Raw genomic sequence first — 16,563 nt, 5'->3', positions numbered from 1 at the left:
CTGATCGGAGACCCCAAATGCCCCATATCGACTATTTTTTTGCGACACTTTCACCATATGCCTATCTGGCGGGAAACCGGCTTGAGGAAATCGCCGCCAAACACGGGGCGACGATCACCTATAAACCTTTCGATCTGATTACCGCTTTCGGGCGCACGGGCGGGCAGCCCCCGAAAGATCGGCATCCGTCGCGGCAAGAGTATCGCGCGATTGAACTGCCGCGTCAGGCCAAGAAGCTGGGGATGCCGTTCAACCTCAAACCCGCGCATTGGCCCACCAACGGTGCGCCGTCTTCGTACGCCATTATTGCAGCGCAGAACGAAGGCGGCAACGTAGGCAAGCTGTGCCAGCTGATCATGACCGCCGTCTGGGCCGAGGAACGCGATATTGCCGAAGATGCGGTCGTGCGCGACTGTCTTGAAAAAGCCGGATTTGACCCCGCGCTGGCCGACAAAGGCTTGCTGCAGGGGGCTGATACCTACGCGCGCAATCTGGAAGAGGCGGTCGAAAAGGGCGTCTTTGGCGCGCCATTCTATATTCTGGACGACAGCCACAAGTTCTGGGGCCAGGACCGGCTTGAAGATCTTGACCTCGTGATGGCAGGTAAACTGTGAGTTCAGGTTTATATACACGGCAATTCGGGCATGGTCCGCGGCACGCGCTGGCTGTTCACTGCACGCTTGCCCATTCCGGCGCGTGGCGCGGCGTGGGTGAGGCGTTGGCGGATGAACTGACGCTGCTCTGTCCCGATCTGCCCTCCCACGGGAAATCCGCCGATTGGGACGGGCAGGGGGATATCCATGCATACTCAACCGATCTGGTGCGGGAACTGGTGACCGAACCGATTGATATTATCGGCCATTCTTTTGGCGCGACGATCGGCTTGCGGATTGCCATCGAGAACCCCGAATTGGTGCGCAGCCTGACGATGATCGAACCGGTCTATTTTGCGGCGGCCCTGGCTGACGATCCGGCACGGGTGGCGGCCGCGGATCGCAACTCCGGCGGGTTCGATGCGGCTTATGACGCGGGCGACCGGATGGAGGCCGCGCGCATCTTCAACACCGGCTGGGGTGACGGTAGCGGATGGGAACAGACGCCGGAAAAGCTGCGCCAGTATATGGCTGACCGTATCCATTATGTGCCCGCCAGCCAGCCGTTCTTGCGGGACGACAATGCCGGGCTGCTAGAACCGGGCAAGTTCGCCCGCGCCGCGATGCCGGTGCTGTTGATAGACGGGGGTACATCGGCGGATATGGTAGATGCGATCAGCACGTCCATCGCCCGCCGTTTGCCGAACGTGACACGCAAGGCGATCGAGGGGGCGGGGCACATGGCTCCGATCACGCACCCGCAGGCCGTCGCCGCTGAAATCCGCAGCTTTCTCGAAACGGTATAGCCGTCAGAAATACGATAGGAACTGGTCGATCGCCTCTGTGCCGATCGACCAGTCACAGACCAGCCGCGCGGATAAAGGCTCATTCGGGTCGTCGCCCTCTAGCGGGCCGTCCATGACATAGTATTTCGCCCCCGCATCATGCAGCTTCTGGTGGATGCGGCGGGGCCATTTGGCAAAGATCATATTGGCGTCGGGTTTATGCAGCAACGTTGCCCCTGCGGCGCGCAAACCATCCGCCAGATGGCGTGCGTTGTCATTGGCCCGGGCAGCGGTCGTCTTCCACAAATCATCCTGCATATAGCCCGCCATCTGCGCAGACAGGAACCGGTGCTTGGAAAACAGATGCGCCCCTCGTTTGCGCCGCAGCTCGAACTCCCAAGCCTTGGCGGGGTCGAAGAAAATCACCGCCTCGACACCCATGCAACCGTTCTTGGTGCCGCCAAAGCTGACGACATCGACGCCCGCTTTCCACGTCATCTCTGCCGGGGTGCAGCCCAAGGCAACCAGCGCATTGGCAAAGCGCGCCCCGTCCAGATGCACCGGCAGGTCATAGCTTTTGGCAACAGCGGTGAGGGCGTTCAGCTCTTCCAGCGTGTGGACCGAGCCCCGTTCGGTCACTTGGGTAATCGACACCGGCCCGCGCTGCGCGCCATGTACATTGCCCTCGGAGTGTTTCTCGATCGCCTTTGTCAGCGCCTCTGGCGTCATCTTGTCGTCGGTTTCAACCACAGTCAGCTTGGCGGCACCGGCATAGAACTCGGGCGCGTTACATTCGTCTTCGTGGATATGCGAGGTGACGGAGCAAAAGATCGTCTGCCACGGCTGGGTGTAGCACGCCAGCGCGAGCGCATTGGCCGCGGTGCCGGTTGCGACCAGATAGACCGCGGCCTCGGGTGCCTCGAACGCGGTGCGGATCGCGCCGCGGACTTCGTCCATGATGGGATCATTGCCATAGGGCATCGCGTGTCCGGTGTTTGCCTGAGCCAGACGGTTCATGATCTGGGGGTGAACAGGGCCCGCGTTGTCAGAGGCAAAAAACATCAGGTTGGCTCCTCGATGATGTGGTCTTCCCATTCCTCGAACGGGGTGTCGAATTCCGAGACGGTATTATGCTGCACCGAGATTCCCGCGCGATGCACGCTATCAGGGTCACCGCTTATCAGCGGGTGCCAGTCATACAGCGGCTTGCCCTGCCACAGCAGCCGATAGGCGCAGGTGAGCGGCATCCAATAGGCGTGGGTATCCAGATTGTCGGGCTTCAGAACGATGCAGTCGGGCACGAATTGGTGCCGGTTCTCGTAGTGGCTGCACCGGCAGGTCGCATCATCTAGCAGGCGGCAGGCCACGCGGGTCAGGGCGACTTCTTCGGTGTCTTCGTCTTCAAGCTTGTTCAGGCAGCATTTTCCGCAACCGTCACACAGCGCTTCCCATTCGTCTTGCGACATCTTGGTGAGCGGCTTCTTTTCCCAGAACCGTTTGGCAAGACCTTTGGCGGCAATCGGATCGGTCATAGCGCGGCCAGAATGCTGCGGGCCTGTGCGCTGTCCGCATCCATCTGGGTGATCAGGGCGTCAAGACTGTCGAATTTTTCCTCGCCGCGCAGGTGGTCGACCAGCGCGACCGAGACATGCTTGCCGTAGAGATCGCCTTTGAAGTCGAAGATGAATGTCTCGAGGTTGGCCTTGTTCTCGCCGAACATCGGGCGCACGCCAAGGCTGGCAACGCCGTGGTAGCGCCCTGCCTGCGGTCCTTCAAGTACATCGACAAGCACCGCATAGACACCAAAGGCTGGCGGGTGCAGCCCGTCGATCGACATATTCGCCGTCGGGTAGCCCAGTTCGCGCCCGCGCTTTTCACCGTGCAGGATCGGGCCTTCAACGCGGTGCCAATGGCCCAGCATCGCGGCGGCGTCGCGGGGGCGTGCCTCTGTCAGTGCGTTGCGTATTGCGGTCGAGGACACGGTGTCGGGCCCCTTCGCCATCAGCGGCGCGATGGTCACGCCGAACCCCATCTCGGCACCGAAGGCCTGCAGCTGTTCAGCGGTGCCCGCGCGCGCCTTGCCAAAGCGGAAGTCCGCACCCACGACCACATGGCGCAGGCCCAGCCCATCAACGATCACCTCTTGCGCAAAGGCGCGGGGGCTGAGGCCGGATAGGGCTGCATCGAACCCCAGCTCATACAGCTTGTCGACGCCGATCTTTTGCAACTGGTGCGCGCGCGCCTCTGCGCCCATCAGGCGGAAGGGCGGGGCGTCGGGGGCGAAATATTCGCGGGGGTGTGGCTCGAATGTGACCACGCCCAAGGGCGCGTCGGGCAGGGCGGCGCGGGCCATATCGATGACCGACCGATGCCCCAGATGCACCCCGTCGAAATTGCCAATAGCGGCGGTCGCCCCCTGATCGGAAGCGGATACAAATTGATAGTCGCGAATGATTTCCATGCGCTTGGTGGTAGCCCCCTCTGCCGGTGCTGACAAGCAGCGGGGCGGGTCACGGTGCCGAAAAACCGCAGCGTCGTGGGGCGGGCGCTGGCGGGAGGGCTATCGTCAATCGAACTTGCGCGACGGGGCCAGAACGGTTGCTTCGCCAATCAGGACCTTTTTGCCGTCAATCGCACAGTGGCAATCCAGTTTCACACGGCGCTTGTCGAATTCGATATTTGTAACTTTCACCTCGGCATAGACCAGATCGCCGGGGCGCACGGGGGCCAGGAACTTGAGCGACTGCGCCATGTAGACGGTGCCGTGCCCCGGCAACTGCTCTCCGATCACGGCAGAGATCAGGCCCGCAGTCAGCATGCCGTGGGCGATCCGCCCCTCAAAGATCGTGTCCTGCGCATAGGCGTCGTCCAGATGTACCGGATTGCGATCAGTGGACACTTGCGCGAACATCTCGATGTCTTCGTCGGTGATGACCTTGCGCAGATAGCGCGTCATGCCGATTTCGATATCTTCAATACAGATCGTTCCACGGGGCAGATTATCCAACATGCCAGCCCTTTCAGTAATAAAGTGACGCCAGTTTTATCCAGTGTGAAACTTAATTACTTTGCAAGCGCAGAAACGCAAGGAAAAAGTAGGTCAGCGTAGGTGTCCAATTGTGTAGGTCGGAGCCGATGTTTCCTTTTCCAAATAACGGGTTAGCGCCTCGGGATCGGGCTGGGTCTGCGTTTCGGTTTCCCGCGCGGCCAGACCGCCAGAGATGAAAAGCGAATCGATATCCTCGCCCATGGCCCCTTTGACATCGGTATGGATGCCGTCGCCGATGGCGAGAATGCCATTGTCGGTGATGTCCTTGTCCAATGCGTAGAGCTTGCGGCGGGCCAGATCATAAATCGGCGGGTGCGGCTTGCCGAAATACAGGCTTTCCCCGCCCATCTCGGTATAAAGCGCCGCGATGGCACCAGCGCACCATTCGCGCACATCGCCACGGTCCACCACGATATCGGGGTTCGCGCAAAGCAGCTTGAGCCCCTTTTGCTTGGCATAAAGCAGTTGCGGGCGCAGCACTGAGGGGTCTTCGGACGGATCGAAAGGGCCGGTGCAGACGATGCCTTCGGCGTCTTCCAGATCAACCAGCTGGATATCGACAGGATCATCAAGCACGTCGCTGGGATCAAAGAAGTGCTTGTCCGTGGGCGGGCCAAGGTGCCAGACCTGCGTGCCCACCATGCCGCGATACATCGCCGTACGCGCAGAATCGCCCGAGGTGGCAATATCGTCCCACGCATCATCCGGTACCCCGAAATGTGCCAGCTGTTTGATCACGCCGTCGCGGGGGCGGGGGGAGTTTGTGACAAGCACGACCTTGCCGCCGCCGTTGCGATAGGCTTGCAGCGCGGTGACCGCATCCGGCAGCGCCTTGACCCCGTCGTGGACGCAGCCCCAAAGGTCGACGAACAAGGCGTCATAGCGGTCAGAGATTTCGAAAAGGTTATTGATAATCTGGGTCATGGGCCGCTTTCCAATCTGCAAGAGCTTTGCACCGCAGAAAGCACACATCCCCCCGCGGGGCAACTGGGCAGCGCAACAGGCCCGCGCCGTGATGCGTGTCAGAGCCGCGCCAACCCGTCCGCGATTTCGCCCGCGATGGCGGCGGCATCCACCCCCTCACGTTCCGCAGAGACGCGCAGCCCCAGCACATCGGACTGGTAGCGCCGCGCCAGACTGCGCGGATCGTGATCGGTGCGGATGTCACCCGCGGCTTGGGCTTGGGAAAACAGCTCTGCGAACATCTGCTCCATCTTCCGCAGATGGGCGTTTGCCTTTTGCGCCAGCGGATGACGGTGGGCTTGCAGTTCAAGCAGGGTTTTCGACAGCATGCAGGCTTTGGCCGGTGCGGTGTCATTCGAAATCACCATGCGGGGAAATTTTTGTAGCGCGGGCAGGGGGCCTTCGTTACGGGCAAGCGTTTTCATCCGCTCTGACCCGTCAGCGGCGTAGCGATCAAGCGCCAGTTCGAACAGCGCATCCTTTGACCCGAACGCTGCATAGAAGCTGCCCGGCTTCATCTTGAGGCTCGCCTCCAGGTCCTTCAGCGACGTGCCCGCCCAACCGCGTTGCCAGAACAGATCGCGGGCGCGTTCGATCAGATCTTCACGGTCATAGCTGGGTTTGCGGGGCATGGGATCACCTTTTCTTGAATGATTGCTCAATTATATACTTGAGTGATCGCTCAATAAACCCTAAATGTACTTTAGCGAAACATTTACAGGAGCTTTTCCATGTCCTTCCCCTCTCACGATCTTGATACCGCACCCGAAGCCTCCAAGCCGCTGCTTGAGCAGTCGCAAAAGGCCTTTGGCCGTCTGCCCGGTTTGCACAAGGTTCTGGCCGAAAGCCCACAGGCTTACGAAGGCTATCAGGTGCTGCACAAGCTGTTCACCGAAACCGATTTTGATGCGGAAGAGCTGACTGTGGTCTGGCAGGCGATCAACGTCGAGAACGAATGCCACTACTGCGTCCCCGCGCACACAGGTATCGCCAAGATGATGAAGGTATCGGACGAAATCTCTGACGCGCTACGCAACGAAACCGCGCTGCCGACACCCAAGCTGGAAGCCCTGCGCACCTTTACCGTCCAGATGTTCCGCCAGCGCGGCAACGTGTCTGACGATCAGATGAAAGCGTTCTTTGACGCGGGTTATGGCCACCGTGCGGTGCTGGATGTGATCCTTGGGATGGCGCAGAAAACCATCTCCAACTACGTGAACCACGTCGCACAGACACCCGTCGACGACGTGTTCAAGCCGCTGGCATGGGAACGCGGCGATACCCCATTGAAGGTATAAGCCCCTCGCGCTTCGGCGCGGCGCTGAAATGACAAAAGCCCCCCTGATCTCAGGGGGGCTTTTGCGTTTGTGCCCCCGCCAAGCAGGGGGCCGGATAGGTCCGTTTAGACTTTGATGTTCGGGATGATCTGCTTCTTACGGCTCATCACACCGGGCAGGACAACGCTGTCACCGGTGACGGTCGCGCCAAAGCTTTTCTCTGCCACAGACTTGGTAAAGTCGTTGGGGATCAGCATGGTGGCTTCTTCGTTCAGGATGTCGACAACGAAGAGCAACACCTGATCGGCCCCGTCTTCTGTGGCAACGCCGGGCATTGCGGCCATCAGCGCGTCTTTACGGTTCAGCACGGCTGCGGGCGATGTGGTTTCCAGAACGGAGACGCGGAATTTCTTGCCGTCGACTTCGTATTCTTTCGAATCCATGCGCAGCAGCTCTGCCTCGGAGAAGGACGATACGTCGGATTTCGCCGCAAACATCTGCGCCGCATATTCAGCGATGTCGACACCCAGATCCTTGGCCAGCGCGTGGGCGATGGCGGTGTCTTCTTGCGTTGTGGTCGGGCTGCGGAATTCCAGCGTGTCGGACAGGATGCAGGTCAGCATCGCGCCTTTGATATTGGTGGGCATCTGCGCCATGTCATCACCGATCATCTTGTACATGATCGTCGCGGTGCAGGCGAGCGTCTCCATCACGATGTTGACGGGGCCTTTGGTTTCAAGCCCGCCCACCAGGCGGTGGTGGTCGATGATGGCGGTGATGTCCGCGTCATTGATGCTGGCGGGCAGCTCGGCAGGGTTGTTGGTGTCAACGATCACAACGGGCTGGTCGGCTTGCACGTCGTCGATGATCTGTGGCTTGTCCAGCTTCCAGTGGTCCAGCATGAACAGCGCTTCGGTGTTGGGCTCGCCCAGCAGGGCGGGGGCGGCGTCGACGCCTTTGATTTCATTCAGGTACCATGCCCAGATGATCGGGCTGCCGGTGCTGTCTGTGTCGGGGGATTTATGGCCAAAAACAAGCGTTGTCATAGGAATGTCCTGCAGTGGGAGAGTGTTGATTTGCGCGCCTTATATGGTTGGTTGGCGCAGTTGTCACCACCTGCCTGATAGCCGCGCCTTTGGGGTTCTCAGCAGCGGGGCAAAGCTGGTAGCACTGCACCCATGACAAACCCGCGCGAAACCGACCTTTACCCGCCGATTAAATCCTTTCTCGAGGATCAGGGCTATGTCGTGAAGTCAGAGGTGGGGGCTGCCGATGTCGTGGCTGTTCGCGGGGCAGAGCCGCCGGTGGTGGTCGAGCTGAAGCTGGGCTTTAGCCTCGCGCTGTTTCATCAATGTATCGCGCGTCTGTCGGTCAGCGATGATGTCTACCTGGCGGTCGCCCGTCAGCCGGGCAAACGTTTTGCCAAGGCGGTCAAGGATAACACGGCAATGGCGCGGCGTTTGGGGTTGGGGTTGATCACCGTGCGGCTGCAGGATGGTCTGGTCGAGGTGCATTGCGATCCGGGCCCCTATGCGCCGCGCAAAAGCGCCAAGCGGCAGGCACGGCTGCTGCGCGAATTCGCACAGCGTCAGGGCGACCCGAATGACGGCGGGCAGACGCGGGCAGGGCTGGTCACTGCGTACCGGCAGGATGCTCTGAAGCTCGCGATGTACCTGTTCGAGGCAGGGGCCAGCAAAGGTGCCCATGTCGCGCGCGAAACCCAGGTTCAGCGGGCAACCGCCACGATGCGCGACAATCACTACGGATGGTTTGAAAAGATCGAGACAGGCATATACGGCCTGACCCCGACAGGTGCCGAAGCCGTTTCCGCCGCGGGGCGGGTGCTCGGGTCGGACTAGCCTGCTCGGGCCACGGGGCAAGTTGGCTAAAATTTTTCAAATTACCGTGGTTGACTAGGGCCGTGCACATCCTTAGCTATCCCTCATTAGCACTCGGCAGGGCCGAGTGCTAATGGCTGCACCCCTCGACCGGAGGGGCGGCTTGGGAGAATAACTTTGAGCCTTAAGGAGCTGAAAGATGGCATTTAAACCGCTGCATGACCGTGTGCTGGTGCGCCGCACCGAAAGCGAAGAAAAAACCAAGGGTGGCTTGATCATCCCTGATTCCGCAAAAGAAAAACCCTCCGAGGGTGAAGTCGTTTCTTGTGGCGAAGGCGCGCGCAAGGACAGCGGTGAGCTGATCGCAATGGCTGTAAAAGCCGGCGACAAGGTTCTGTTCGGCAAATGGTCCGGCACAGAAGTCACCCTGGACGGCGAAGAACTGCTGATGATGAAAGAAAGCGACATCATGGGGATCCTGTCCTGAGCTCAGGCAGACCGGGGCCTAGCGCCTCACCCAAGATACGCTGACATCAACCCAAGATTTTAGGAGAGACACTATGTCTGCTAAGGACGTAAAATTCGGGACCGACGCCCGTAACAAGATGCTTAAGGGTGTAAACATCCTTGCCGATGCCGTCAAAGTCACACTGGGCCCCAAAGGCCGCAACGTTGTGCTGGACAAATCCTTTGGCGCGCCTCGCATCACCAAAGACGGTGTATCCGTAGCGAAAGAAATCGAACTGGAAGACAAGTTCGAAAACATGGGCGCACAGATGGTCAAGGAAGTTGCTTCCCGGACCAACGACGAAGCGGGTGACGGTACAACAACCGCAACCGTTCTGGCCCAAGCCATCGTTAAAGAAGGCATGAAATCGGTTGCCGCTGGCATGAACCCGATGGACCTGAAGCGCGGCATCGACATGGCGACCACCACTGTCGTCGAAGCGATCAAAGCAGCAGCGCGCCCTGTCAACGACAGCGACGAAGTTGCCCAAGTCGGCACCATCTCTGCAAACGGCGAGAAAGAAATCGGCCGTCAGATCGCGGACGCGATGCAGAAAGTCGGCAACGAAGGTGTGATCACCGTCGAAGAGAACAAAGGTCTGGAAACAGAGACCGATGTTGTTGAAGGCATGCAGTTTGACCGCGGTTACCTGTCCCCTTACTTCGTCACCAACTCCGACAAGATGACTGTCGAGCTGGAAGACGCGATCATCCTGCTGCACGAGAAAAAACTGTCCTCGCTGCAGCCAATGGTTCCCCTGCTTGAGCAAGTGATCCAGTCGCAAAAACCACTGCTGATCATCTCCGAAGATGTTGAAGGCGAAGCGCTGGCAACTCTGGTTGTCAACAAACTGCGCGGCGGCCTGAAAATCGCAGCGGTCAAAGCACCTGGTTTCGGCGATCGCCGCAAAGCCATGCTGCAAGACCTTGCGATCCTGACAGGTGGTCAAGTGATCTCCGAAGATCTGGGCATGAAGCTCGAGTCCGTTACAATGGACATGCTGGGTTCGGCAAAGAAAGTCACCATCACCAAAGACGAAACAACAATCGTTGACGGCGCTGGCGAGAAGGCAGAGATCGAAGCACGCGTTGCTCAGATCCGTAACCAGATCGAAGAAACCACATCCGACTACGACAAAGAAAAGCTGCAAGAACGCGTTGCCAAACTGGCAGGCGGTGTTGCCGTGATCCGCGTTGGCGGCATGTCCGAAGTTGAAGTCAAAGAGCGCAAAGACCGCGTTGATGATGCCCTGAACGCGACACGTGCCGCTGTTCAAGAAGGTATCGTTGTTGGTGGTGGTGTTGCACTGGTCCAAGCGGGCAAAAAGCTCGAAGGGCTGACAGGCGACAACGCAGACCAGAACGTTGGTATCGGCATCGTCCGCAAAGCGCTCGAAGCGCCTCTGCGTCAGATCGCTGAAAACGCTGGTGTTGACGGTTCCGTAGTGGCCGGCAAAATCCGCGAAAGCGACGACCTGAAGTTCGGCTTCAACGCTCAGACCGAAGAATATGGCGACATGTTCAAATTCGGTGTTATCGACCCTGCCAAAGTTGTGCGTACAGCGCTGCAAGACGCGGCATCCGTTGCTGGTCTGCTGATCACAACCGAAGCCATGGTTGCCGACAAGCCGTCGAAAGACGGCGGCGCAGCCGGCGGCATGCCCGACATGGGCGGCATGGGCGGCATGGGCGGCATGATGTAAATCACGCCGCGGGGGCGATTACGCCCTTGTGCTGACAGAATGAAGGGGCGCATCACCAGATGCGCCCCTTTTTCGTGGTACGTCGCGCGTCGGTAGCCTAAGCAGTCGCCATGCGTATTTTCTTCCTCACCGCCCTTGTGATGGTCGCCTTCGCGGCCAACTCTGTCCTGACCCGCTTTGCCATCGCGGGCGGGCATATTGACCCCACCGGATTTGCCGTTGTGCGGGTGTTGTCAGGGGCGGTGCTCTTGGCGCTGCTGGTCGTGCTGCGCGGCGGGCGGATGCCCTTGCTGCGACGTCAACAGGGGCTGGGGGCGGTCACGCTGGCAATCTATATCATCGGTTTCTCGCTCGCCTATCTCACGCTGGACGCAGGCTTGGGCGCGTTGATCCTGTTCGGTGTGGTTCAGATCGCGATGTTCGCACATGGTGCGCTGTTCGGCGTGTCACCGACACCGCGCAAGCTGTTAGGGGCGGGGGTGGCCTTTGCCGGATTGGTGCTGGTGCTCTGGCCATCGCAAGGCGTGGCGGTTGACCCATTGGGAGCCGTATTGATGATCGCCGCAGGGCTCGGCTGGGCCGCCTATACGATCATTGGCCGAGGTGCCTCCGACCCGCTGGCAGGCAGCGCGGGGAACTTCGTGATCTGTACGCCCTTGGTCGCTATCCTGCTTCTGGTGCAGCCGACATTCTATACCCCCACGGGCATTGCTCTTGGCGTGGTCTGCGGGGCCGTCACCTCGGGCCTCGGATACGCGCTGTGGTATGCGGTGCTGCCAAGGCTGGCGCAGGCGACGGCGGCGGTGGTGCAACTGTCAGTGCCGGTCATCGCGATCCTTGCCGGTGCGCTTTTGCTGGCAGAGCCTTTGGGCGCAAAGGTGATCATTGCCACCGCGTTGGTGCTTGGCGGGATCGGGCTGGCGGTCAGCGCACGATCGGCTCCAGCGGGTCGTAGCTGATCGGGTCGTTGCCAAAGGCGACCTGCGCCAGACTGTCCGGCTTGACCCGCAGACCGCGCATCTCGTCGGGGGTGACCCAGCGGCGGTCGGTCACGATCCTTTCGGCGTCCTGCCACGCGGGGTCCACATCGGCAGAGCCGGTCACCGTGCAGCGAAAGTATATATCCACCTGATGGAAATCCCCCGCGGGGTCGTGGAATTCATTCACCAAGCAGGGCACCCCCACGGCGATCTGCAGGCCGGTTTCCTCGAAAACCTCGCGGACCAGATTGTCGGGCAGGGCGCTGCCGCGTTCTACCCCGCCACCGGGCGCGCACATCAGGTCGCTTTTGCCATCGGGATAGCCGTTGACCAGCAGCAAGCGGCCTTCATGGACCAACACGGCACGAACTGCCAAACGCGGGCTATTTTCCGCCATCTTACCCTCAATCTCGCGGCGCATGCGTCAAAGCATTTCACATGCGGCGTTTTCAGTCTATTTGACCCTAGCTATGAAAACACTGGTCACAATCACTTTCTCGCTAGGCGTGCTGTCGGGCATGGCACAGGCGCAAGCGTCGCTTTCCACCGCCGGAAACGGGCGCTGCGTGGTGCTGTTGCACGGGCTCGCCCGAACAGAGACCTCCTTTGCCGTGATGGAGGCCGCGCTCGAGACCGAGGGCTACACCGTGGTGCGCCCCGGCTACCCGTCAACCACCGCCCCCGTCGAAGAGCTGACCCGCCGCACCTTGCCCGACGCAGTTGCGGCCTGCGGGACGCAAAAGGTGGATTTTGTGACCCATTCCATGGGCGGTATCCTTCTGCGGCAATGGGTTGCCGAAACGGGCGATGCGCGTATCGGCCGCGTCGTCATGCTGGCCCCGCCCAATCACGGCAGCGAGGTCGTGGACACGCTGGGTGATCTTGCCGCCTTTGACTGGATGAACGGTCCCGCAGGGGCGCAGATGGGGACGGGTGAAAACTCTCTTCCCCTGCGGTTGCCTCCGGTTACCTTTGATCTGGGTGTGATCGCGGGGACGCAATCGCTGAACCCCTATTTTTCGTCGCTGCTGCCGGGGCGCGATGATGGCAAAGTGTCCGTCCAATCCGCGCGGGTCGACGGGATGCGAGATTTTTTGATGCTGCCGGTGACGCATACGTTCATGATGATGAACCCGACGGTGATTGCGCAGACGATGACCTATCTGGACACAGGGAAATTCGACCGGTCGCTGGGGTTCGTGGACGCGGTGCTGGATTCAATCGGCTGCCCCGATGGGGCCTGCTTGCCGGGACAAAAGGCTAACGATGCTGAACGTTGAATTTACGGGGGCGCACGTCTTGGGCGCGGATGCGCTTGAACCCCGCCCGCTGGCGGTTGCGCAGGGGTTGATTACCGATGTGGCGCAAACCACGCGCGTTGATCTTGATGGTTACATGATCGTGCCGGGGATCGTCGATGTCCATGGGGACGGGTTCGAACGGCACCTCGCCCCCCGCCGCGGTGCGATGAAAACCATGCAAGAGGGTCTGGTCGCCGCCGAGGCAGAGCTGGCCGCCAATGGCATCACCACCGCCGTGCTGGCGCAGTTCATCAGCTGGGAAGGCGGCTTGCGCGGCTATGAATTTGCCGAACAGGTCTTTGGCGCGATCCAGCAGGTGTCGGATACGTTGGTTACGGACCTGCGCGGACAGCTCCGGCTCGAGACGCATCTGCTGGACCTCTACGCCGATCTGCCGCAGCGCATGCAGGACTGGGGGCTGTCCTATGTCGTGTTCAACGACCATCTGCCGCACGACCGGCTGGCGAAAGGGCAGGTGCCCAAACGCATGGTAGGGCAAGCGCTGAAGGCAGGGCGCAATCCGGACGACCATCTGCGGATGATGCAAGACCTGCACGCCCAAAGCGCGGATGTTCCCGGCGCGCTGGACTGGCTGTGCAAGGTGCTGGCGGCGCGGGGTATCCAGATGGGCAGCCATGATGACACCACCGCCGAAGGGCGCGCCCTATGGCGCAAGCGTGGCGTGCGCGTCGCCGAGTTCCCCGAGACGCAGGAGGCAGCCGAAGCCGCAGCGGCGGCGGGGGATTATGTGGTGCTGGGGTCGCCGAATGTGGTGCGCGGCGGGTCGCACAACGGCAATGTTTCCGCGCTTGACCTGATTTCGATGGGGATCGGCGGGGCGCTTGCCTCTGACTACCATTACCCGTCGCCACGGCGCGCGGCCTTCATGCTGGCGGATCGTGGCGTATTGCCCTTGGCGCAGGCGTGGCACTTGGTGTCGGCAGGGCCCGCGGCGGTGTTGGGGCTGTCGGATCGGGGCGTGATCGCCACCGGAAAGCGGGCTGATCTACTAGTGCTCGACGCGCAGACGCGCCGTGTGGCCCTGACGATGTCGGGCGGGCGCGTCAGCTATATGTCCGGTGATATTGCCGCGCGGTTCCTTCGCTAGGCCCGCGCGGATAGTGCCCTAGCTGGGCCGTTTGACGATGTTCACATGGCCCATCTTACGGCCCGGTTTGACTTCGGCCTTGCCATACAGATGCAGCGCCGTGTCGCGCTGTTTCGCCAGCTCGGGCACGCGGTCCATATCGTCGCCGATCAAGTTCTCCATCACCACATCTGCATAGCGGCTGCCGTCGCCCAAGGGCCATCCCGCCACGGCACGGATGTGCTGTTCGAACTGGTCCACCGCACAGCCGTTCTGCGTCCAATGGCCCGAGTTATGCACCCGTGGCGCGATCTCGTTCACGATGAAACCTTGCGGCGTGACGAAAAGCTCGACCCCCAGTACGCCGACATAATCCAGTGCATTCAGGATATTGGCGGCCAGCAGGACCGCATCCATGCGCTGTGCGGCGCTTAGCCGGGCAGGGACGGTGGTGGTGTGCAGGATGCCATCGCGGTGCACATTCTCACCGGGATCGAAACAGGCAACCTCGCCCGAGGGGCTGCGCGCGGCGATCACGGACACTTCGGCGGTGAAGTTCACAAAGCCTTCCAGCACCGCAGGATTGCCAGCCATATCTGCCAAGGCCCCCGCCGCATCATCCGCGCTGCGCAGGCGCGACTGCCCCTTTCCGTCATAGCCGAAGCGACGGGTTTTCAGGATCGACGGCGCGCCGATGGTTGTCATGGCAGCCTCCAGATCGGCGGCATTGGCGATATCGGCAAAAGGGGCGACAGTCAGGCCCAAACCTTCGAGGAACTGTTTCTCCACCAGACGGTCCTGACTGGTGCGCAGCGCCTCGCGGTTGGGACGGATGGGGGTGATGTTTTCGATCACATCCAGCGCATCTGTCGGGATGTTTTCAAACTCGAAGGTGACGATATCAACCGACTTGGCAAAGGCGGTCAGCGCGTCGACGTCATCATAGCCAGCGGTGGTCAGCGCATGGGCGACATCACCTGCAGGCGGGTTGGCACCGGGTTCAAAGATATGCGTGCGAAACCCCAGACGTGCGGCGGCAACGGACAGCATGCGCCCCAATTGCCCGCCGCCCAAAATCCCGATGGTGGCCCCTGTCTTCAATGCTTCAGTCATCCGAAGGCTCCTCTGGGATAGACGCGCTGAGCGCATCGCGCCAAGCGTCAAGACGGGTGGCAAGGGTAGGGTCTTGGAGGGCCAGAATGCCCGCCGCCATCAACGCGGCATTCGCAGCACCTGCCGCACCGATCGCCATCGTCGCGACCGGAAAGCCCCGGGGCATCTGCACAATAGAATAAAGCGAATCCACGCCCGACAGCGCCTTGGTTTGCACCGGCACGCCGATCACCGGCACGCGGGTCTTGGACGCCATCATGCCGGGCAAATGCGCAGCACCACCCGCACCGGCGATGATCACCTGCAGGCCACGGTCTGCGGCGGTTTTCCCATAGCTCCACAACCGGTCGGGGGTGCGGTGTGCCGATACGATCTTGGCCTCGTAAGCGATACCAAGTTCATCCAGCAGCGTCGCTGCCTCGCGCATCGTGGCCCAATCGGACTGCGAGCCCATGATGATGCCGACAGGTGGATTTTCCATGAAAAAGGGCCTTTGCTAGAGCGTATAAGAAGCGCGCACTATAGCCATGATCGCCCGCGTGGCAATCCGCTGGCGGGCGCTGTCAGGCGGTAATATCGGGGGTCAGCCGGTCTTCGATCTGGGCAATCAGGTCTTTCAGGCGCAGCTTGCGTTTCTTCAGTCGCTGCAGCGTCAGCTGATCGCCCGTCCCCTTGTCGACCAGCGCCTGAATGGCATCGTCCAGATCGCGATGCTCGCGGCGAAACACCTCAAGCTCGACACGCAGGACATCGTCATTCTTCATCGACAGGTCGGAGGGAGGATTCATAGGTTTGGCTGATTCTTGCTATATCTAGGCCTGCGAATATAGGCGGTTGCAATTCAAAGGCATAGCCCTTGCGTCCTGCCCCCATGGCCCCCATATTTGATGCAGGTCGCCGAATACGGGGCCGGATGACTGACTGTCGCTTATCTTAAAGGACGTGTCTTATGACGAAATTAACGCTGGCTTCCTACCCGCATATGCTGGGTTTCGAGCAGTTGGAACGGGTGATGGAACGTACGGCGAAGGCCGGAAACGAAGGATATCCACCGTTCAACATTGAACAAACATCGGACTATAGCTACCGCATTACGCTTGCGGTCGCAGGTTTTGCGGAACAAGATCTCTCTATAACCGTTGAGGATAGACAACTTGTGATCCGTGGCCGTCAGGTCGACACGCAAGAAGACCGAATCTTTTTGCACCGCGGGATCGCCGCACGCCAGTTCCAACGATCCTTCGTACTGGCCGACGGTGTAGACGTTGGCGAAGCGCTGATTGAAAACGGCCTACTACACGTCGATCTCACCCGCGCGAAGCCCGAAAAGGTCGTTCAGACCATCAAGATCAGAAAAGGGGAATAAA

The 16,563-nt window shown here is 60.5% G+C and carries 21 protein-coding genes; 10 read left to right on the top strand and 11 right to left on the bottom strand.

Annotated features, from left to right (window positions below; translation table 11 throughout):
• Positions 1-17 precede the first annotated feature (17 nt).
• Positions 18-614, top strand: a complete 597-nt coding sequence (locus ABM428_RS12875) for a 2-hydroxychromene-2-carboxylate isomerase (RefSeq protein WP_132997762.1) — start codon at positions 18-20, stop codon at positions 612-614.
• Positions 611-1,399 (top strand): alpha/beta fold hydrolase, encoded by a 789-nt coding sequence (locus ABM428_RS12870; RefSeq protein WP_132997761.1) that lies wholly within the window; start codon positions 611-613, stop codon positions 1,397-1,399. The genes ABM428_RS12875 and ABM428_RS12870 overlap by 4 nt, the downstream gene beginning before the upstream one ends.
• A 3-nt stretch (positions 1,400-1,402) precedes the next feature.
• On the opposite strand, the gene ABM428_RS12865 is transcribed toward ABM428_RS12870, so the two are convergent.
• From ABM428_RS12865 to ABM428_RS12840, 6 genes are all read right to left on the bottom strand, one after another.
• Positions 1,403-2,440, bottom strand: coding sequence for a low specificity L-threonine aldolase (locus tag ABM428_RS12865; RefSeq protein ID WP_132997760.1), 1,038 nt, complete (start codon positions 2,438-2,440; stop codon positions 1,403-1,405).
• On the bottom strand, positions 2,440-2,910 hold the full coding sequence (locus ABM428_RS12860; protein ID WP_037944761.1) for a YcgN family cysteine cluster protein: 471 nt from the start codon (positions 2,908-2,910) through the stop codon (positions 2,440-2,442). The genes ABM428_RS12865 and ABM428_RS12860 overlap by 1 nt, the downstream gene beginning before the upstream one ends.
• Positions 2,907-3,839 carry a bifunctional riboflavin kinase/FAD synthetase gene (locus ABM428_RS12855; protein WP_037944760.1) on the bottom strand — a complete coding sequence of 311 codons (933 nt, stop codon included), beginning with the start codon at positions 3,837-3,839 and terminating at the stop codon, positions 2,907-2,909. Before ABM428_RS12855 ends, ABM428_RS12860 begins: the two co-directional genes overlap by 4 nt.
• Before the next feature lie 105 nt (positions 3,840-3,944).
• On the bottom strand, positions 3,945-4,388 hold the full coding sequence (locus ABM428_RS12850; protein ID WP_005849555.1) for a MaoC family dehydratase: 444 nt from the start codon (positions 4,386-4,388) through the stop codon (positions 3,945-3,947).
• Between the two features lie 90 nt (positions 4,389-4,478).
• Positions 4,479-5,351, bottom strand: coding sequence for a TIGR01459 family HAD-type hydrolase (locus tag ABM428_RS12845; RefSeq protein WP_132997759.1), 873 nt, complete (start codon positions 5,349-5,351; stop codon positions 4,479-4,481).
• Between the two features lie 98 nt (positions 5,352-5,449).
• On the bottom strand, positions 5,450-6,022 hold the full coding sequence (locus ABM428_RS12840; RefSeq protein WP_132997758.1) for a TetR/AcrR family transcriptional regulator: 573 nt from the start codon (positions 6,020-6,022) through the stop codon (positions 5,450-5,452).
• 99 nt (positions 6,023-6,121) lie between these two features.
• Between ABM428_RS12840 and ABM428_RS12835 the strand changes: the two genes are divergently transcribed.
• On the top strand, positions 6,122-6,688 hold the full coding sequence (locus ABM428_RS12835) for a carboxymuconolactone decarboxylase family protein (protein WP_005849548.1): 567 nt from the start codon (positions 6,122-6,124) through the stop codon (positions 6,686-6,688).
• 104 nt (positions 6,689-6,792) lie between these two features.
• Here the strand turns inward: ABM428_RS12835 and ABM428_RS12830 are convergent, their stop codons facing one another.
• Positions 6,793-7,713: a manganese-dependent inorganic pyrophosphatase gene (locus tag ABM428_RS12830; RefSeq protein WP_009825195.1), complete on the bottom strand. Its 921-nt coding sequence runs from the start codon at positions 7,711-7,713 to the stop codon at positions 6,793-6,795.
• A gap of 132 nt (positions 7,714-7,845) precedes the next feature.
• Between ABM428_RS12830 and ABM428_RS12825 the strand changes: the two genes are divergently transcribed.
• From ABM428_RS12825 to ABM428_RS12810, 4 genes are all read left to right on the top strand, one after another.
• On the top strand, positions 7,846-8,526 hold the full coding sequence (locus ABM428_RS12825; protein WP_353627998.1) for a DUF2161 family putative PD-(D/E)XK-type phosphodiesterase: 681 nt from the start codon (positions 7,846-7,848) through the stop codon (positions 8,524-8,526).
• Positions 8,527-8,704: 178 nt separating this feature from the next.
• Positions 8,705-8,992 carry a co-chaperone GroES gene (locus tag ABM428_RS12820; protein WP_005849542.1) on the top strand — a complete coding sequence of 96 codons (288 nt, stop codon included), beginning with the start codon at positions 8,705-8,707 and terminating at the stop codon, positions 8,990-8,992.
• A 73-nt stretch (positions 8,993-9,065) separates the two neighbouring features.
• Positions 9,066-10,715, top strand: coding sequence for a chaperonin GroEL (gene groL / locus ABM428_RS12815; protein WP_005849541.1), 1,650 nt, complete (start codon positions 9,066-9,068; stop codon positions 10,713-10,715).
• Positions 10,716-10,825: 110 nt separating this feature from the next.
• Positions 10,826-11,674, top strand: a complete 849-nt coding sequence (locus tag ABM428_RS12810) for a DMT family transporter (RefSeq protein ID WP_353627997.1) — start codon at positions 10,826-10,828, stop codon at positions 11,672-11,674.
• Here the strand turns inward: ABM428_RS12810 and ABM428_RS12805 are convergent.
• Positions 11,640-12,116 (bottom strand): NUDIX hydrolase, encoded by a 477-nt coding sequence (locus ABM428_RS12805; protein WP_353627996.1) that lies wholly within the window; start codon positions 12,114-12,116, stop codon positions 11,640-11,642. The two genes, ABM428_RS12810 and ABM428_RS12805, sit on opposite strands and share 35 nt — an antisense overlap.
• Before the next feature lie 49 nt (positions 12,117-12,165).
• Here ABM428_RS12805 and ABM428_RS12800 point away from each other — a divergent pair, with 49 nt between their 5' ends.
• Complete coding sequence (locus ABM428_RS12800) at positions 12,166-12,975, top strand: triacylglycerol lipase (protein ID WP_005849535.1); 810 nt, start codon at positions 12,166-12,168, stop codon at positions 12,973-12,975.
• A complete protein-coding gene (locus ABM428_RS12795) occupies positions 12,962-14,104 on the top strand; it encodes an alpha-D-ribose 1-methylphosphonate 5-triphosphate diphosphatase (RefSeq protein WP_353627995.1) in 1,143 nt (380 codons plus the stop codon). The genes ABM428_RS12800 and ABM428_RS12795 overlap by 14 nt, the downstream gene beginning before the upstream one ends.
• An 18-nt stretch (positions 14,105-14,122) precedes the next feature.
• Here ABM428_RS12795 and ABM428_RS12790 read toward each other — a convergent pair whose 3' ends face one another.
• The 3 genes from ABM428_RS12790 to ABM428_RS12780 form a co-directional block, all read right to left on the bottom strand.
• On the bottom strand, positions 14,123-15,196 hold the full coding sequence (locus ABM428_RS12790) for a 5-(carboxyamino)imidazole ribonucleotide synthase (RefSeq protein WP_168592961.1): 1,074 nt from the start codon (positions 15,194-15,196) through the stop codon (positions 14,123-14,125).
• The gene (gene purE / locus ABM428_RS12785) at positions 15,189-15,677 is read right to left on the bottom strand and encodes a 5-(carboxyamino)imidazole ribonucleotide mutase (RefSeq protein ID WP_064217128.1); all 489 of its coding nucleotides are present in this window, start codon (positions 15,675-15,677) and stop codon (positions 15,189-15,191) included. The genes ABM428_RS12790 and purE overlap by 8 nt, the downstream gene beginning before the upstream one ends.
• 82 nt (positions 15,678-15,759) lie before the next feature.
• Complete coding sequence (locus ABM428_RS12780) at positions 15,760-15,984, bottom strand: YdcH family protein (RefSeq protein ID WP_005849528.1); 225 nt, start codon at positions 15,982-15,984, stop codon at positions 15,760-15,762.
• A gap of 161 nt (positions 15,985-16,145) precedes the next feature.
• On the opposite strand from ABM428_RS12780, the gene ABM428_RS12775 reads away from it, so the two are divergent.
• Complete coding sequence (locus ABM428_RS12775; protein ID WP_005849527.1) at positions 16,146-16,562, top strand: Hsp20 family protein; 417 nt, start codon at positions 16,146-16,148, stop codon at positions 16,560-16,562.
• The last annotated feature ends 1 nt before the right edge of the window (position 16,563 follow it).

Source organism: Sulfitobacter sp. TCYB15 (assembly GCF_040435955.1).
In the GTDB taxonomy this organism is placed as follows: domain Bacteria; phylum Pseudomonadota; class Alphaproteobacteria; order Rhodobacterales; family Rhodobacteraceae; genus Sulfitobacter; species Sulfitobacter pontiacus.
This window is presented reverse-complemented; position numbering and strand designations above follow the sequence as displayed.

Excerpts from the sequence above, each read along its gene's own strand:
- ABM428_RS12835 (WP_005849548.1), top strand. The coding sequence starts at position 6,122 with ATGTCCTTCCCCTCTCACGATCTTGATACCGCACCCGAAGCCTCCAAG.
- ABM428_RS12875 (WP_132997762.1), top strand. The coding sequence starts at position 18 with ATGCCCCATATCGACTATTTTTTTGCGACACTTTCACCATATGCCTAT.
- purE (WP_064217128.1), bottom strand. The coding sequence starts at position 15,677 with ATGGAAAATCCACCTGTCGGCATCATCATGGGCTCGCAGTCCGATTGG.
- ABM428_RS12780 (WP_005849528.1), bottom strand. The coding sequence starts at position 15,984 with ATGAATCCTCCCTCCGACCTGTCGATGAAGAATGACGATGTCCTGCGT.
- ABM428_RS12775 (WP_005849527.1), top strand. The coding sequence starts at position 16,146 with ATGACGAAATTAACGCTGGCTTCCTACCCGCATATGCTGGGTTTCGAG.
- ABM428_RS12845 (WP_132997759.1), bottom strand. The coding sequence starts at position 5,351 with ATGACCCAGATTATCAATAACCTTTTCGAAATCTCTGACCGCTATGAC.
- ABM428_RS12840 (WP_132997758.1), bottom strand. The coding sequence starts at position 6,022 with ATGCCCCGCAAACCCAGCTATGACCGTGAAGATCTGATCGAACGCGCC.
- ABM428_RS12805 (WP_353627996.1), bottom strand. The coding sequence starts at position 12,116 with ATGCGCCGCGAGATTGAGGGTAAGATGGCGGAAAATAGCCCGCGTTTG.
- ABM428_RS12825 (WP_353627998.1), top strand. The coding sequence starts at position 7,846 with ATGACAAACCCGCGCGAAACCGACCTTTACCCGCCGATTAAATCCTTT.
- ABM428_RS12830 (WP_009825195.1), bottom strand. The coding sequence starts at position 7,713 with ATGACAACGCTTGTTTTTGGCCATAAATCCCCCGACACAGACAGCACC.
- ABM428_RS12860 (WP_037944761.1), bottom strand. The coding sequence starts at position 2,910 with ATGACCGATCCGATTGCCGCCAAAGGTCTTGCCAAACGGTTCTGGGAA.
- ABM428_RS12855 (WP_037944760.1), bottom strand. The coding sequence starts at position 3,839 with ATGGAAATCATTCGCGACTATCAATTTGTATCCGCTTCCGATCAGGGG.
- ABM428_RS12795 (WP_353627995.1), top strand. The coding sequence starts at position 12,962 with ATGCTGAACGTTGAATTTACGGGGGCGCACGTCTTGGGCGCGGATGCG.
- ABM428_RS12865 (WP_132997760.1), bottom strand. The coding sequence starts at position 2,440 with ATGTTTTTTGCCTCTGACAACGCGGGCCCTGTTCACCCCCAGATCATG.
- ABM428_RS12800 (WP_005849535.1), top strand. The coding sequence starts at position 12,166 with ATGAAAACACTGGTCACAATCACTTTCTCGCTAGGCGTGCTGTCGGGC.
- ABM428_RS12820 (WP_005849542.1), top strand. The coding sequence starts at position 8,705 with ATGGCATTTAAACCGCTGCATGACCGTGTGCTGGTGCGCCGCACCGAA.
- ABM428_RS12790 (WP_168592961.1), bottom strand. The coding sequence starts at position 15,196 with ATGACTGAAGCATTGAAGACAGGGGCCACCATCGGGATTTTGGGCGGC.
- ABM428_RS12850 (WP_005849555.1), bottom strand. The coding sequence starts at position 4,388 with ATGTTGGATAATCTGCCCCGTGGAACGATCTGTATTGAAGATATCGAA.
- groL (WP_005849541.1), top strand. The coding sequence starts at position 9,066 with ATGTCTGCTAAGGACGTAAAATTCGGGACCGACGCCCGTAACAAGATG.
- ABM428_RS12810 (WP_353627997.1), top strand. The coding sequence starts at position 10,826 with ATGCGTATTTTCTTCCTCACCGCCCTTGTGATGGTCGCCTTCGCGGCC.